The sequence below is a fragment of the Amycolatopsis pithecellobii genome (assembly GCF_009707865.1).
Taxonomy (GTDB): domain Bacteria; phylum Actinomycetota; class Actinomycetes; order Mycobacteriales; family Pseudonocardiaceae; genus Amycolatopsis_E; species Amycolatopsis_E pithecellobii.
In genome coordinates, this window is the sequence record NZ_WMBA01000010.1 from 1 (window position 1) to 15,010 (window position 15,010).

Annotated in this window: 15 protein-coding genes; 3 read left to right on the forward strand and 12 right to left on the reverse strand. The window is 69.4% G+C overall.

Features of this window, described 5'->3' with window-relative positions:
- The 3 genes from GKO32_RS09180 to ahcY form a co-directional block, all read right to left on the reverse strand.
- Window positions 1-424: type II toxin-antitoxin system VapC family toxin (locus GKO32_RS09180; RefSeq protein ID WP_312867711.1), on the reverse strand; the 424-nt coding region annotated here is incomplete at its 3' end.
- Complete coding sequence (locus GKO32_RS09185) at window positions 421-717, reverse strand: FitA-like ribbon-helix-helix domain-containing protein (protein WP_312867712.1); 297 nt, start codon at window positions 715-717, stop codon at window positions 421-423. The genes GKO32_RS09185 and GKO32_RS09180, both read right to left, overlap by 4 nt.
- A 55-nt stretch (window positions 718-772) precedes the next feature.
- Window positions 773-2,245, reverse strand: a complete 1,473-nt coding sequence (gene ahcY, locus GKO32_RS09190) for an adenosylhomocysteinase (RefSeq protein ID WP_154756378.1) — start codon at window positions 2,243-2,245, stop codon at window positions 773-775.
- Window positions 2,246-2,336: 91 nt separating this feature from the next.
- On the opposite strand from ahcY, the gene GKO32_RS09195 reads away from it, so the two are divergent.
- Entirely contained in the window at window positions 2,337-4,634 is a 2,298-nt protein-coding gene (locus tag GKO32_RS09195) for a hypothetical protein (RefSeq protein WP_312867753.1), read from the forward strand.
- Here the strand turns inward: GKO32_RS09195 and GKO32_RS09200 are convergent.
- From GKO32_RS09200 to GKO32_RS09210, 3 genes are all read right to left on the reverse strand, one after another.
- The gene (locus tag GKO32_RS09200; RefSeq protein WP_154756379.1) at window positions 4,618-6,126 is read right to left on the reverse strand and encodes an amino acid permease; all 1,509 of its coding nucleotides are present in this window, start codon (window positions 6,124-6,126) and stop codon (window positions 4,618-4,620) included. The two genes, GKO32_RS09195 and GKO32_RS09200, sit on opposite strands and share 17 nt — an antisense overlap.
- Window positions 6,127-6,197: 71 nt before the next feature.
- Window positions 6,198-7,112 (reverse strand): cation diffusion facilitator family transporter, encoded by a 915-nt coding sequence (locus GKO32_RS09205; RefSeq protein WP_312867713.1) that lies wholly within the window; start codon window positions 7,110-7,112, stop codon window positions 6,198-6,200.
- A 91-nt stretch (window positions 7,113-7,203) separates the two neighbouring features.
- The gene (locus tag GKO32_RS09210) at window positions 7,204-7,683 is read right to left on the reverse strand and encodes a DUF2000 domain-containing protein (RefSeq protein ID WP_312867714.1); all 480 of its coding nucleotides are present in this window, start codon (window positions 7,681-7,683) and stop codon (window positions 7,204-7,206) included.
- 80 nt (window positions 7,684-7,763) lie between these two features.
- On the opposite strand from GKO32_RS09210, the gene GKO32_RS09215 reads away from it, so the two are divergent.
- Window positions 7,764-8,219, forward strand: a complete 456-nt coding sequence (locus tag GKO32_RS09215; protein ID WP_166459463.1) for an Lrp/AsnC family transcriptional regulator — start codon at window positions 7,764-7,766, stop codon at window positions 8,217-8,219.
- Here GKO32_RS09215 and manA read toward each other — a convergent pair.
- The 5 genes from manA to GKO32_RS09240 are packed head-to-tail and all read right to left on the reverse strand — an operon-like array spanning window position 8,216 to window position 12,574.
- Window positions 8,216-9,436 carry a mannose-6-phosphate isomerase, class I gene (manA, locus tag GKO32_RS09220; protein WP_312867715.1) on the reverse strand — a complete coding sequence of 407 codons (1,221 nt, stop codon included), beginning with the start codon at window positions 9,434-9,436 and terminating at the stop codon, window positions 8,216-8,218. The genes GKO32_RS09215 and manA overlap by 4 nt on opposite strands.
- A gap of 45 nt (window positions 9,437-9,481) precedes the next feature.
- Window positions 9,482-10,576: a hypothetical protein gene (locus GKO32_RS09225; protein WP_376765939.1), complete on the reverse strand. Its 1,095-nt coding sequence runs from the start codon at window positions 10,574-10,576 to the stop codon at window positions 9,482-9,484.
- Window positions 10,560-10,778, reverse strand: a complete 219-nt coding sequence (locus GKO32_RS09230) for a Trm112 family protein (protein WP_154756382.1) — start codon at window positions 10,776-10,778, stop codon at window positions 10,560-10,562. Before GKO32_RS09230 ends, GKO32_RS09225 begins: the two co-directional genes overlap by 17 nt.
- Window positions 10,779-10,806: 28 nt before the next feature.
- On the reverse strand, window positions 10,807-12,162 hold the full coding sequence (locus GKO32_RS09235; protein ID WP_312867716.1) for a phosphomannomutase/phosphoglucomutase: 1,356 nt from the start codon (window positions 12,160-12,162) through the stop codon (window positions 10,807-10,809).
- A gap of 55 nt (window positions 12,163-12,217) precedes the next feature.
- Complete coding sequence (locus GKO32_RS09240; RefSeq protein ID WP_312867717.1) at window positions 12,218-12,574, reverse strand: DUF3499 domain-containing protein; 357 nt, start codon at window positions 12,572-12,574, stop codon at window positions 12,218-12,220.
- Window positions 12,575-12,647: 73 nt separating this feature from the next.
- Between GKO32_RS09240 and GKO32_RS09245 the strand changes: the two genes are divergently transcribed.
- Window positions 12,648-13,115, forward strand: coding sequence for a metallopeptidase family protein (locus tag GKO32_RS09245; protein ID WP_312867718.1), 468 nt, complete (start codon window positions 12,648-12,650; stop codon window positions 13,113-13,115).
- Here the strand turns inward: GKO32_RS09245 and GKO32_RS09250 are convergent.
- Window positions 13,099-14,940, reverse strand: coding sequence for a hypothetical protein (locus GKO32_RS09250; protein ID WP_312867719.1), 1,842 nt, complete (start codon window positions 14,938-14,940; stop codon window positions 13,099-13,101). The genes GKO32_RS09245 and GKO32_RS09250 overlap by 17 nt on opposite strands.
- Between the last annotated feature and the right edge of the window lie 70 nt (window positions 14,941-15,010).

Genomic DNA, 15,010 nt, shown 5'->3' on the forward strand with positions numbered 1-15,010 from the left:
GCGCCTTGGCTGCGTCGGCCTGCCGCTGATCACGGGTGACCATGGCGACCGGCGCGCCGCCGACGAGGCTCACGGCGTCACGCATCGCGACGGCAAGGTGGATCGCGTCAAGTGTGCGAACCGGTTTATCGCCGAGCACCACGTGGCGTGCGGTGGGCATGATCTGATGGGGAGCCAACGGGATCAGGTTGAGCAAGCCCTGCTCGGTGTCCTCGTCGAACTGGGCCAGGAACTCGGGCGCGCCGGGTATCCGGCCTTGCCGCTTCGCCGTGGCGATCGCGCTCGCGAACTCGAGCCGGGTCAGTTCGCTGGTCAACACGAGGTGCCCGTTCTCGAACAGAAGCTCGCGCAGCGCGCGATGATCGGGCTCGTCCGCGAGGTACGCACCGGCGACGGCGCTCGTGTCCGCGTAAAGGGCGATCACCACTCACCTCGCGACCACTCCAGCGCCTCGCTGACCGCGGTGCCCCAGCCGCGCGACATCTCCTCGAGCTCATCGCGTCCGGGCGCGGGGCTTTCCGGCTCGAAGACGATGATCTTGCCCTCCGCGAGCATGCGCCTGTGCCACTCTTCGCGGGTTTCTTCCTTGTCGACGGCAGCCTTGAGCGTCGCGGTGACGAACTCGTTCATGCTGCGCCCCTCGGCTTCGGCCTTCGCTTTGATGCGCGCATGAAGGTCGTCGTCGAGCCGCGCAATCATCTGTTTCACGACTCCCATGATAGCGCGAGATGTCAAGATGATAGCGCGGCTCGACGCGGTATGACGTGCGGTTTCAGTAGCGGTAGTGCTCCGACTTGTACGGGCCTTCGACATCGACGTCGATGTACTCCGCCTGTTCCTTCGTCAGCTTCGTCAGCTCGCCGCCGAGGGCCTGCAGGTGGATCCGGGCGACCTTCTCGTCGAGCTTCTTCGGCAGCCGGTAGACCTCGTTGTCGTATTCCTCGCGCTTGGTGAACAGCTCGACCTGCGCGATGACCTGGTTGGAGAAGCTGTTGGACATCACGAACGACGGATGTCCGGTCGCATTGCCCAGGTTCAGCAACCGGCCTTCGGACAGCACGAGAATGCTGTGCCCATCCGGGAAGACCCACTCGTCGACCTGAGGCTTGATGTTCACCCGCCGGATTCCCGGGTACCGGGTCAGGCCCGCGATATCGATCTCATTGTCGAAATGGCCGATGTTGCCGACGATGGTCTGATGCTTCATCCGCGCCATGTGCTCGGCCATCACCACGTCCTTGTTGCCGGTCGTGGTGATCACGATGTCCGCCTCCGGCAGCGCGGACTCCAGCGTCTTGACCTGGTAGCCGTCCATCGTCGCCTGCAACGCGCAGATCGGGTCGATCTCGGTGATGATCACCCGCGCACCCTGCCCTGCCAGCGACTCCGCCGCGCCCTTGCCGACGTCGCCGTAACCGCAGACGACCGCCACCTTGCCACCGATGAGCACGTCGGTGCCGCGGTTGATGCCGTCGATGAGCGAATGCCGGATGCCGTACCGGTTGTCGAACTTCGACTTCGTCACCGAGTCGTTCACGTTGATCGCCGGGAACAGCAGTTTCCCTTGCGCCGCCAGCTGGTACAGCCGCAGCACACCGGTCGTGGTCTCCTCCGTCACGCCACGGATGCCGGCGCCGACACGCGTCCACTTGCCCGCGTCGGCGGCCAGCGAGTCGCGCAACAGGCCGAGGAAGACCTTCCACTCGTCCGGATCGTTGTCGTCCGCCGGCGGCACCACACCGGCGGCCTCGAACTCGGTCCCGCGATGCACGAGCATCGTCGCGTCGCCACCGTCGTCGAGGATCATGTTCGGGCCCTCACCGTCCCAGGTGAGCATCCGCTCGGTGCACCACCAGTACTCCTCGAGCGACTCGCCCTTCCACGCGAACACCGGCACGCCCTTCGGCTCCTCCACCGAGCCGTGCGGGCCGACGACGACCGCGGCCGCCGCGTGGTCCTGCGTGGAGAAGATGTTGCACGAGGCCCAGCGGACCTCCGCGCCGAGCGCGACCAACGTCTCGATCAGTACCGCGGTCTGGACCGTCATGTGCAGCGATCCGGAGACCCTGGCGCCGCGCAGCGGAAACACTTCCGCGTACTCACGGCGCAATGCCATCAGCCCCGGCATCTCATGCTCGGCCAGCCGGATCTCCTTGCGGCCGAACTCGGCCAGCTCCAGATCCGCGACCGCGAACTCCACCCCATTACGGGTGTCGTGCCATTTGGCAACGCTTTCGGGGGTCATCGGGCATTTCCTCCAAGAGTTGGTGACACCTGAACAGTACCGTTGTCGGTTCATTCCGTTACACCTTCGTGAAGGAGACAGCCACGTGCCGATTCCCGGCCCGGAAACCCGGATCGTCGAACTGCGGGTGCCCGGCGTCACCGGTACCACCGGTGAGGCATTGCTGGACGCGGTGAGCACGGTCGAGGTCGCCGGTGACGGGGTCGGCCGCGTGGTCCGGCCGTCCGACCGGCTGCGCCGGCCTGCGCCGGGGCCGGTGCTACAGGCGCTCGGCCGCTCAGTTCCGCGGACTCTCGAGGGTTACCTGTGGGGCGCGATGACCTCAGGCGGCGCCGCGAAGGCGACTTGGGCGCTGCTTTTCCCTTTCTCTCTGGCGAATGTGGCGTTCTGGATGCTGCCGCCCGCGCCGGAGGGCAGCCGCACCGCCGCCGCGTTCGGGGCGGTGTGCCGGAGCCTGCTGCGCGTCGCCGGGTTGCTGCTGACGATGCTGCTGGTCGGGCAGCTCTCGGTGATCGCGCTCGACCTGTTCGCGACGCAATGTCTCGCACCCGGTTCGGCCTGCCTGTCCGTCGTACCGGAGCGGCTGCGCGAGCTGACCGTGCTGCGCACGATCGCCGGGCTGGTGCCGCTGGCCGTGGTGGTCTTCGTGCTGTACCGGGTCTCCGGCACGAAATGGAAGGTCACCGCGGAAGACGTACCGGCGCGGCGGGGCGCTCTGCCCGGCGACATTCTGCGCGACGGGACGAGTGCGCCGGACCTGCGCAGCGTGCACGCGGTCGCCGCGCTGGCGACGGCGACGCTACTCGCGCTCGGCGGCCCGTTGCACGCGCCGGACCGGGTGCCCGAGTTGACCGCGTGGATCTGCGCGCTCGCACTCGTGCTGGCCACCCTGTTGACGGCCGCGGCCGGGGTGCGCTCGCTGCAACGGTGGGCCCGGCGCAGCGTGCTCGCGTTCGCGACGCTGGTCTTCGCCTCGGTCGCCGCGTTCCGGCCCGTGCTGCCCGCCGGGTCGGATGACACGGTGCAGGCGCTCGGCGCCGCGTTGCTGGTGGTCTCCGTCCTGTTCGCCGTCCTGCTCATCCCGGCCGCAGTGCTGGGCGGGCGGATCTGGCGTGCACAGCCGAAGCGGCTGCGGCCATGGCTCGGGGGTTGGGCGGCCGCGCCGGTGCTGGCACTCGCGGTTCTGCTGGGCGGCGGTTTCGGGGCCGGGCTCGCGATCGCGCTGCGCCGGCTCGCCGGTGCGTCCGCACTGCAACTGCCCGTCAGCTACACGCCGGTGACCGTGTTGTGGGGCGCTGGGCTGGCGCTTGCCGCTTTGCTGGCGGCGCTGGGGTTCGCGGTCGGCGTGCCACTGCGCCGCCGTCGGCGCGGTGTGCCGGAGATCGTGGAACTGCTACAGGACACTCACGGCGACGAGAAGGCGGCGGCCGCGGCCTGGGCCCGCTCGTCGTGGGAGCGGCGGCATCTGCACCAGCTGGTGTCCGGTGTCGTGTTCGGCATGTCCGCCGGCGCGGCCGCGCTTCTGGTGGCGCACTACGTTTTCCATTACCTGCCGGGCTGGTTCAATCCACTGTCCGCGCTCGGGGTTTTCGCGCTCGGCGCGATGGCAGCCGGGCTGCTGCGGGTGGTCTATACCGCCGCTACGAAACCCGGCCGGAACCGGCATCTCGGCGCGCTCGCGGATCTGGTGTGCTTCTGGCCGCGGGTGGTGCATCCGGCCGTGCCACCGAGTTATGCGCTCAAGGTCGTGCCCGAACTGACCGCACGCGCGAAGGAACATCTGGCCGAACCGAGCACGCGGGTCGTGCTCGGCGGGCACAACATCGGCAGCCTTCTCGCGCTCATCGCAGCCTCGCGGCTGATGCACGATCTGCCGGAGGACGACCGCGAACGCGTCGGCCTGCTCACCGCGGGTTCGCCGCTGCAGTGGGGCTATCAGCGCGCGTTCCCAGCGGTGCTCTCGCTGGACGCGCTGACCACGTTGTTCGGTGAGCTCGGCGGACGGTGGCGGGGCCTGGCCCGCGGCACCGACATCTTCGGCGGCGGGGTCACGTCGTGGCGGCAGAAGGTGGTCGACGGCAAGCTCCTCGGCGTCGGTTTCCTGCCCACCGGCGAGGTCGGCGCGCTGGGGCCCGCGCAGTCCGGCCCGAGCGGCGCCCTCGTCCTCGGCGGGGATCACTGGCTGCCCGACCCGATCCGCAACACGTCCGGCACCCGGCGCTGGGCCGCCGGTGTGCTCGGGCACAGCGACTACGAGGTCGATCCGGAATGGGACCGCGCGGTCGCGATGGCCGCGGGGCTCGAATTCCCAGACCGCCCATCGCGTCGGCCGTTCGGGGAACAGGTGCCGTTGTTCCCCGATCTTCCCCGGTTCAACCTGGCACGGTAACTTTCGCGTTTCGCTTGCCCAGTAAGGAATTCCGGCGGCTGTAGGCGAAGTAGATCACCACGCCGACCACCATCCAGGCCGCGAACCGCAGCCAGGTGAGCACCGTCAGGTTCAGCATCAGCCACAGGCAGGCGAGGATCGCCAGTAGCGGGATCACCGGCACACCGGGCACCTTGAACGCGCGCGGCAGGTCCGGGTGTGTGCGGCGAAGGATCAGCACCCCCGCCGAGACCAGCACGAAGGCGAACAGGGTGCCGACGTTGACCATCTCCTCCAGCTTGTCCGCCGGGAAGAACGTGGCCGCGATCGCGACGAGCGCGCCGACCAGCAGCGTCGCGCGCGACGGCGTGCCGCGCGGACCCGTGCGCGCGAGCCCGCGCGGCAGCAGGCCATCGCGCGACATCGCGAACAGGATCCGGACCTGGCCGAGCATCAGCACCATCACGACGGTGGTCAGGCCGGCGAGCGCACCGACGGAGATCACGTTCGCCGCCCAGTCCACCCCGTTCACGGCAAACGCGGTGGCCAGCGTCTTGTGGCTGCCGTCGCCGGCCTTGGTCGCGAGGTCGCCGTAGGGCACCATGCCGACGACGACCAGCGACACGGCCACGTACAACACGGTCACGATCGCGAGCGAACCGAAGATGCCGCGCGGCACAGAACGTTGCGGGTTCCGGGTTTCCTCCGCCGTGGTGGCGACGATGTCGAACCCGATGAACGCGAAGAAGACGAGAGAAGCACCGGCCAGCAAGCCGAACGCACCGAACGAACTGCTGGCGCCACCGGCGGCGAGTGAGAACAGCGATTGGTTCACACCGGTCTCGCCGGAACCCGAATCGGCGGCGGGCGGGATGAACGGGTGGTAGTTCGCGCCCTTGATGTAGACGCCACCGAGCACGATGACGAACAACACGATGAGCACCTTGATCGCGGTGATCACCATCGACACCCGGGAGGACAGCTTCGTCCCGACCGCCAAGACCGTAGTCAGCGCGGCGACGAGCGCCAGCGCACCCCAGTCGACGCCGACGCTTCCGATCGAGAACGTGGTTTTCGCGCCGGCGCCGAAAAGGTAGCCCAGCACGGTTTCCAGGTAGACCGACCAGCCCTTGGCGACCGCGGCGCCGCCGACAGCCAGTTCCAGCACCAGGTCCCAGCCGATGACCCACGCCATGAACTCGCCGAAAGTGGCGTAGGAGAACGTATACGCGCTGCCTGCGACCGGCACGGTGGAAGCGAATTCCGCGTAACACAAGGCCGCGAGTCCACATGCGACAGCGGCGAGTACGAACGCCAGCGAAACCGACGGGCCGGCATAGTCACCCGCGGTGCGCGCGGTGAGCGTGAAAATCCCGGCGCCGATCACGACCGCGACCCCGAAGACCGTCAGATCCCAGGCGGAAAGGTTGCGCCGTAACCGGGTTTCCGGTTCGTCAGTGTCCTTAATGGACTGTTCGATGGATTTCGTCCGCCGCAATCCGTTGCCTGGCAAGGTCTCGCTCCTCCCGGCTCCCGAGGTAGGTCCGGTGAATCACGATAACCCCATGGGGAGAACGGTGCGAATCAAGCGATCTGGCGGTCCAGATCGGGCTCGAGGTAGATCAGCCGCGCGACCGGCACCTTCGCCCGCACGCGCGCTTCGGCTTCGTCGATGGCAAAGGCGACGCGGCTCAGCTCGAGGTTCGGTGCCAGCGCCAGCTTGGCGGCGACGAGCAGCTCATCGGGACCGAGGTACTGGGTGCGGATGTGGATCACGCGCTCGACGTCACCACCGGTCAGCTCGGCGACGATGGCCTCGAGTTGCGCGTCGGTGGCGCCCTCGCCGATCAGCAGGCTCTTCATCTCCACGATCAGGATGATCGCGATGACCCCCAGCAGCGTGCCGATCATGATCGTGCCGATGCCGTCCCACACCGGGTCACCGGTCACCTCCGACAGCCCGACCCCGATCAGCGCGAACAGGAGACCGAACAGCGCGCCGGTGTCCTCCAGCAGCACGACCGGCAACTCGGGAGTGCGTGACTGGCGGATGAAGCCCCACCACGTGACGTCACCCTTGATCTTGCGGGATTCGCCCATCGCCGTGACGAAACTGTAGGCCTCCAGCCCGATCGCGACGACCAGGATCAGCACGGCGACGAGCGGCGCGCTCAGCGGCTCCGGATGCTGGACCTTGTGGATGCCTTCGTAGAGCGCGAACGCCGAGCCCAGCGTGAACAGCATGAGCGCCACGACGAACGAGTAGAAGTACCGGTCCCGCCCGAAACCGAACGGATGCTCACGCGTAGCCCGGCGCCGCGACGAGCGCTGGCCGAGAAGCAACAGACCCTGATTGGACGTGTCGGCCAGCGAGTGCACCGACTCGGCGAGCATCGACGACGACCCGGTGAACAGGAAGCCGACGAATTTCGCCACGGCGATCCCGGCATTGGCGGCCAGCGCCGCGAGAATCGCCTTCGTTCCGCCACCTGCCGACACGCTGACTCCCTGAACTCGCCCCATTTGTCGGAGTGCAGCCTAAAGGGGCCGCATTCCTCCCGGGCTACCGGCTGGCCGGCACACGGAGCCCTCAGCGCAGCAGCGGGAGACCGCCGACCAGCTTGTCGATCTTGTTGCGCGGGCCGACGAGGCTCACCGCGTAGTAGCTCAGCTCGTCCTCGTCGCTGGCCGCGACAGCGGCGCGGTACTCCTCGTAGTTCCGGCTCACCTGGGCATGCTTGGACATGTCCGCGATGAACAGCCCGTCCTTGGCCACCGCCTTCGTGCGGATCTCGCGCACCTTCGCCGCATCCGCCGCGAGGATCGAGCAGCCGCTCCACGGCAGGCCGGGATGGGCTTGGCCGGACGCGTCGACCGCTCCGGCGCCGACCACCTCCGGCAGCGCCGACGCGACGGCCGCGCCCAGACAGGTCGCCGCGTTCGCGATCAGCCCGGCGCCGAGCGACTCGTCGGCGACGATGACCCATTTCAGCTTCGCCGCCCGAGTGCCGACGCCTTCCCGAACGTCGGCCGCGAGAACGGCCCTGAGTTCCTGATGTTCTTCGGTCACAGCCGCTCAAGCTAGCCAGAGATTGCCAACGGTGCTACCGTCGCCGAACTTCGTTCGGCAGAATGGCTCCCGTGGCCGAGCTGGACGAATTAGATCAGGCACTACTGCGGGAATTGCAGCGCGACGCACGGCGGACGAACCGCGAGCTGGCCGCCGCGACGGGCGTGTCGCCGTCCACGTCGCTGGAGCGCGTGCGCTCGCTGCGGGACCGCGGCGTCATCAGCGGATACCGGCTCGACGTCGACTACGCGAAGATCGGCCGCCCCGTGCAGGCGCTCATCGCGCTTCGCGTGCACCCGCCGAAACGCCAGGTCATCGAGGCCTTCCGGGAATGGGTCGCGCTGCTGCCGGAAACCGTCGGGGTGTTCGTCGTATCCGGCGGCGAGGATTTCCTCGTCCACGTCGCGGTTCCGGACAACGACGCGCTGTACGCGTTCGTCATCGACCGGCTCACCCAACGGCCCGAAGTCGCGGACGTGCGCACCAGCGTCGTGTACGAGCACATCCGGCCCCGCGTGATCACCCCGGCGAACTAGCGGCCCGAGGTCGCGCGGAACAGTTGCGTGCGGCCGTCGCCGAGAGGGCGGACGTGCACCGCCGGGTCGGACGCGGGCAGCCAGATCGACTCTCCTCGGCGCAACTCCAGCTCGGCCCCGTCATCGGCGCGGACGAGGACCCGGCCGGCAGTGCACAGCAAGATCTGCGGCGCCCCGGTCACCACCCGGAGATCGTCCCGCTCGCCCGCCGCCCAGTCGCGGCGTGACAGCTCGAACTCGGGCGCGTCAGTCCGGTACACGTCGCCGCAACCGCTCGGCTCGCCCGGCATGACCGGCATGTCGCAGCAGCTGAAATCGACCACGCGCAGCAGCTCCGGCACGTCCACGTGCTTCGGGGTCAATCCGCAGCGCAGGATGTTGTCGGAGTTCGCGAGGATCTCCACCGCCGTGCCGTGCAGGTACAGGTGCAGGTTCCCGGCAGGCAGGTAGATCGCCTCGCCCGCACGCAGCGTCAGCCGGTTCAACAGCAGCGCCGCCAGCACCCCGGCATCCCGCGGATGCGCCTCACCCAGTTCCAGAATCGTGCGGCACTCGGTATCGAACTCGCCGTGGTCCTTCACGTGCAGCACGCACGCGTCGAGCACCTCGGGCAGCAGCTCGTCGAGACTGGCCTGCGGCAACGTGATCCACGTCGTGAACAGCGCGCGCATGCCGTCCGAGTCCGGCTGCACGGCCAGCAGCTCGGTGTACTTCGCCAGGCCCGGGGTTTCGACCGCACGCAACAGCTGGATCGTGCGGTGCGGTTCGCGGAAACCGGCGAGCGCGTGGAACTCCGTCAGCGCGCACACCAGCTCGGGCTTCGCGGTCGGGTCGGGATAGTTGCGGTTGGGCGCGTCGCGCGGAATGCCGGCGGCCTCCTCACGCGCGTGGCCCTCCGCGGACTGCTCGGCCGACGGGTGCGCCTGCATCGACAGCGGCTCCTCGACCGCGAGGATCTTGAGCAGGAACGGCAACCGGTTGTTCCATCGCTGCGCGCAATCCGGCCCCAGGTGCACCTGCGGGTCGGCCTCGATCAGGTCCAGCAGGCTGCGTTCCGTGCCGTCGGGCTCGACGATCCGCGAGGGGTCACCAGGATGCGCACCCATCCACAGCTCCGCCTCCGGATGAGGTGCCGGGACCTCGCGCCCCAGCAACTCCGGAATCGTCGTCCGGGACCCCCACGCGTAGGGCCGCACGGCATTGCGGAGCAGCTCCACTGTGTTCTCAACTCCTCGCCGCCTCGATGGCGGTTCTCGTTCAGCTCACGCCGTGGCCGGCGCGTACTGCCCGGCTCCCCCCATAGTGCCCGCCGCGAGTCCGAGATAGACCGCCGCAAGCTCGAACCGTAACGCGAGCACTCCCGCACGCACCGGCTCGTCACCGGCGATTTCATCGCCTGGTGCGATGATTCCGGCACCTGGAAGGGTATGCGAGGCCTCGTGCCTGGCCGCGTCCGCGGTGGGCCCACCGTGCACGGCCAGCAGCAGGACACGTGGTTTCGGGCCGGCGTCGTCGAAATCGGGGTCGGCGAAGATGTCCCGCTCACCGGAACCGGCGAGCACGACCCGCCGCAACGCGGGACGGGCGAGCGCCTGCCGATAGTCGGCCGCGTCGCACACCACGCCCGCATAGGCACCGAGCGCGTACGCACCGTGCTCGGCGACGGCGACCGCCAACGGGTCGAGCCCCCACAGCATCGGTACCCGGTCGGCGAGGCTCAGTGCCAGCGCCTTCGCCGGGTTCGAGAACGAGTCACGGCCGAGATGACCACGCTCGGCCTCCCCGTCGAGCTGGTCGGCGAGCGTTTCGACGTCGGCGACCAGCAGACCGAGCGCATTCGCCGTGAGCAGACCGGCGGCAAGACCACGGGCGAACGTCAGCTGGGGCGGCACCGGAACGCGGGGCGCGAGCACCACCCCCTTGCCCGCGACCGACGCGGCCACCGGCCCCTCGTCCGGTGCCGAAAGCACCACCGTGGCGCCGTAGCGGCTGGCCCGCTCGATACCCGCGGCCAGCTCCCGGTCCGCCGGGTCGTCGGTGTGCGCGAAAACGACGTCAAGTGCGCCGATCCAGCTGGGTACGGCCTCGCTCACGACCACCGGCACCGGGCAGGACGGGGCCAGCAACGCCACCAGTAGCTTCGTCACCGCACGGCCGACACCGGGCCGTACGACGAATACCAGCGCCCGCGGGCGGCCGATGTCGAGCCGGTCGGCGAGGTCCGCTTCGGCGGCGGCTTCGGTGGTGGAGCGGACCTGGGCGCCCGCCATCGCCGCGGCCCGCAGCAGCCCCGCCGAGTCGACCTCCGCCAGCCGTGCGGGGTCGTCCAGGAGCGTGTCGTCAAGCACTGCTGACACTGGCACCACTGGTGTCGGGTTCGGTCGCCTCGTCGAGCAACAGCACCGGAATACCGTCGCGCACCGGGAAGATCCGGCCGCACGAGGTACACGTCAGGGCGTCCGCGGCGGGGTCGCTGTCGGTGCCGGCACGCAGCGGTGCGTGATCCGGCGACGGGCACGCGAGAATCTCCAGTAACTGGGCATCAAGCGTGAAAGCCATACTTTCTCCTTACCACGCGCCGACGCGGTCAACCACGAACGATCGCGAGCACTTCGTCGGTGAGGGCGCGCACCGCGTCGTCGGTCGGCGCCTCGACGTTGAGGCGCAGCAAGGGCTCGGTGTTGGACGGGCGCAGGTTGAACCACGCACCGTCGGGCAGCTGCACGGTCAGCCCGTCCAGCTCGTCGATCGTCACGCCCGAGCGGCTTGCGAACGCGTCCTTCACCGCGAGCTGGCGGGCGACCTGATCGTCGACCGTCGAGTTGACCTCGCCGGACGCGGAGTACCGCTGGTACTCGCGGGTCAGCTCCGACAGCGCACGATCTTGCTCGCCGAGCGCGGCCAGCACATGCAACGCCGCGAGCATGCCGGTATCGGCACGCCAGAAGTCGCGGAAGTAGTAGTGGGCCGAGTGCTCGCCGCCGAAGATCGCGCCGGTACGGGCCATCTCCTGCTTGATGAAGGAGTGCCCGACGCGAGTGCGCACCGGTTTCCCGCCGTGCTCGGTCACGATCTCCGGGACCGCGTGCGACGTGATCAGGTTGTGGATGATCGTCCCGCCCGGTTCCTTGGCCAGCTCACGGGTGGCGACCAGAGCCGTGATCGCGCTGGGCGCGACCGGGTCGCCGTGCTCGTCGACGACGAAGCAGCGGTCGGCGTCCCCGTCGAAGGCCAGGCCCGCGTCCGCGCCGACCTCCCGCACCTTCGCCTGCAGGTCGACGATGTTCTTCGGGTCCAGCGGGTTGGCCTCGTGATTGGGGAAGCTGCCGTCGAGCTCGAAGTACATCGGCACGATCTCGATCGGCAGCCCCTCGAACACGGTCGGCACGGTGTGCCCGCCCATGCCGTTCCCGGCGTCCACCACGATTTTCAGCGGGCGGCTGTCCGACAGGTCGACGAGCCCGCGCAGGTAGGCGGCGTAGTCGGCGAGCACGTCGCGCTCGGTGACGGTGCCGGGCTGCCCCTCGAACGCGGGCACGCCCTGCTCGACGGTGTCCCGGATCTCGGCGAGCCCGGAGTCCTGGCCGACGGGCGCGGCACCGGGCCGGCACATCTTGATCCCGTTGTACTTGGCGGGGTTGTGGCTGGCGGTGAACTGCGCACCGGCGAGGTTGAGCGCGCCGGAGGCGTAGTAAAGCTGGTCGGTGCTGGCGAGGCCGATCGACACGACGTCCAGGCCCTGCGAAGTCACCCCGTCGGCGAACGCCCTCGCCAGGGCCGGCGATGATTCGCGCATGTCGTGGCCGATGACGACCGCCGGGGACTCGGGTTTGATCAGCAACGCGAACGCCGCGCCGAAGTCACGCACGAGCTCGGCGTTCAGCTGGTCGCCGACCACTCCCCGGATGTCGTAGGCCTTGACGATGGCCGACAGGTCTGACACGCGCTTCTCCCGGCAGTTCGGACGGATTCGATGCCGGAAAGCGTACCGGGAACAGCTAGGAGATTGGATCGGGCAACACGCGAAGGTGCCCGCGGCGGCCGGATGGAGTATCAGGCTCCGGGGGCTGGGCAGGGCGGTCCTGGCGACCTGCTTCCCTGACCGCTTCGGCGAGCGCGGTCAGCTCGTCGTCGGAACGGTCGGGTTCGGCGAAGGAGCCCTCGTGCCGCACGACTTCCCACCCCTTGGGTGCGGTCAGCCGGAGCGCGTGCTCTTCACACAGGTCGTAGGAATGCGGCTCCGACGCCGTCGCGAGGGGACCGACCACCGCGGTCGAATCGCTGTAGGCGTAGGTCAGCGTGGCGACAGCGGGCTGGAGACACCCGGTCCGCGAACACTTTCGTACGCTCGACACGAACACGGACCATACTGCCTCGCGCTGGGAACTGTGCGCAGGCACACCGGATGGAGGGCGGTAACCTTCGTCTGTGTCCACCGCTCGCAGCTCCCGGCAGCATCGGCGCGTCCGTCGCGACCGCCATGGTCGTGGCCTGCGCGGGCCGTTGTACCCGGCATCGCTCCCGGCCGCGTCGAGCCGGGCGGAGAAGTTCGACCAGCTCGTCCTCGACTCGCTCGAGCCGATCGAGGCGCGCTGGCGTGATCAGCTGACGAAGCTCGACGTCGCGGTCGACGACGTGCCGGAGGTGCGCGGCCCCGGTCAGCCCGCGCAGGCCGACGGGGTGCTGCAGGACGGTCCGGTGCCACTGTCACGCCTGGTCCCGGCCGGGATGGACCGCACCGGCCTGCCCACGCGGGCGCGCATCGTGCTCTACCGGCGGCCGCTGGAGGCACGGGCCAAGGACCCGGGCGAGCTGGCCGAACTGGTGCACGACGTGCTGGTCGAGCAGATCGCCGGCTACCTCGGGGTCGAACCGGACGTCATCGAGGGCGAGTAGAGCCGGGCACCGAGGTCAGCACGGCGAACAGCACCGCGGCGACCTGGACGAGCAGCAGCACGTCCCGCAGCGTCGAGGGGTGCTCGATGCTGACCTCCGACGAGGTCTCCGGCAGTGCGACCGCCACCTGGTGTCCCCACGCGGGCACGATCGGTTGCGCCTTTCCGTCGACGGTCGCCCGCCAGCCCGCTTCCTGCTCGGCCGACAGCACCAGCAGCCGCCCGGCAATGCCGTCCGAGACACGCACCCGGACGTCGGGCAGTGCCGCGTCGACCGGGGTGACCCCGGACCAGCTGTCGGGAGCCGAGGACGTGACGGCCTGCTTCGCGATGCCCGGCGGTACGAGCACGACTTGACCGGACGGCGCGAGCAGCCGCAGTACCGCCCGGCCATCGACGGTCGGCTGGACGGCGACGGCCAGGTCGGGGGCCAGCGTCACGATCGGGCCAGGGTCCTGTCCTGCCGGCAGCACCACGAACAGCGCGCCGGACGCGGCCGCCGCCGACAGCGCCGCCCTGGTGGCGCCCGATGACGGCTGCCGCAGCGCGCTTTGCCAGGCGGTCAGGCGGTCGGGGGTGCCCGCGGTGAGCACCAGCTGGTCGTCGCCGAACTGGGGCAGGCGCCCGCCGGTCTGCCGCGTCGGCACGTCGGCCGTGCCGACCACCAGCACCGACCGGCCCGTGCGCGCGAGCTCGTCCGCCTGCGCCTTGGCGAGCTGGTCACCACCGCCGGTATGCAGCGGCCCGCCTCGGCCCGCCGCCAGCACCGCACCGCTCGCGAGCGCGACGAGCAGGATCACCGCGCCCGCCATGGCGAGTTTCGGCAGTACAGCACCGTCCGGGACCGCGCTGAGGATGATCCACAGTAACCCGGCGCTGATCACCAGGAGCGGTACTCCCGTGAAGCCCACCGAGGCCGCACCGCCCTGCAGCGGCTTCACCGGCACGAGCAACACCACGGCCAGCCCGCACACGCCGAGCGCGAGCACCCCGAGACCGGGACTCAGCAACGCTCGCGGCCGGATCACCACCGCGACGACCGCCGCCACGAGAAGCGCCAACCCCATCGGCCAGACATGGACCGGGTCGAGGCCGACGAGATCCGCGGCGGCGGGCGCGGGCGCCGGGCCACTCAGCCCGTGCAGGAACAGCGCCGGCTGGTTGACCAACACGGTCGGCCACGGCAGCAACAGCACGAGCGGCAACACGACGACGATCACGACCGAGGCGATCTGCTTGAGCAAACTGTTGCCTGGCGGCAAAACCACGAACCCGATGACCAGTCCGAGCACCGCAAGTCCTTGTGCCAGCGGGGAAAACGCCCCCAGCACCGCGACGCCGACCGCGCAGATCGACGACGCGGGCAACCAGCCGGCACCGGTGCCTCCCAGCAACCGGGCGACGCCGGAGATCACCAGTGGCAAGACGATGTGCACCGCGACCACGTCGAGACGCCCCTGCGCGACCGATGCGGTGGCGGCGGGCAGCAACGCGTACGCGACGGCAGCGACGGCGCGAGCCCATCGGGACACGGGCAGCCGAGAGGTTGCGGCGTAAGCGGAAAGCCCCGCGAGCGGCGCGTCACCGATGAGCAACACTGCGACGAGGGCCGGCGGGCCACCGACCGGGGTGAAGATCGCGCCCAGCACACCGAGAACGGCGAGGGACGCCGGTGCCGCACTCGCCGTGCCGCCACCAGTCTGGTGCCAGCCAGCGAGATAAGTGGACCACAACTCGCCCAGCGAACCGACAGGCAACAGCCGTCCGCCGGCGAGGTCAAGACCCAGCCTGGACGCGTTGCTGCCGAGCCCAAATGCTGTGAGCACAAGGAAAACGCTTACGGGCGGTGCGAATCTCCAGGCGACCGTGTGCCCGGACCGGTCCCCTGCCAACACT

Bases quoted from the DNA above. Each gene is read 5' to 3' on its own strand.
- GKO32_RS09230 (WP_154756382.1), bottom strand. From the start codon at position 10,778: ATGGCTTTCACGCTTGATGCCCAGTTACTGGAGATTCTCGCGTGCCCG.
- ahcY (WP_154756378.1), bottom strand. From the start codon at position 2,245: ATGACCCCCGAAAGCGTTGCCAAATGGCACGACACCCGTAATGGGGTG.
- GKO32_RS09185 (WP_312867712.1), bottom strand. From the start codon at position 717: ATGGGAGTCGTGAAACAGATGATTGCGCGGCTCGACGACGACCTTCAT.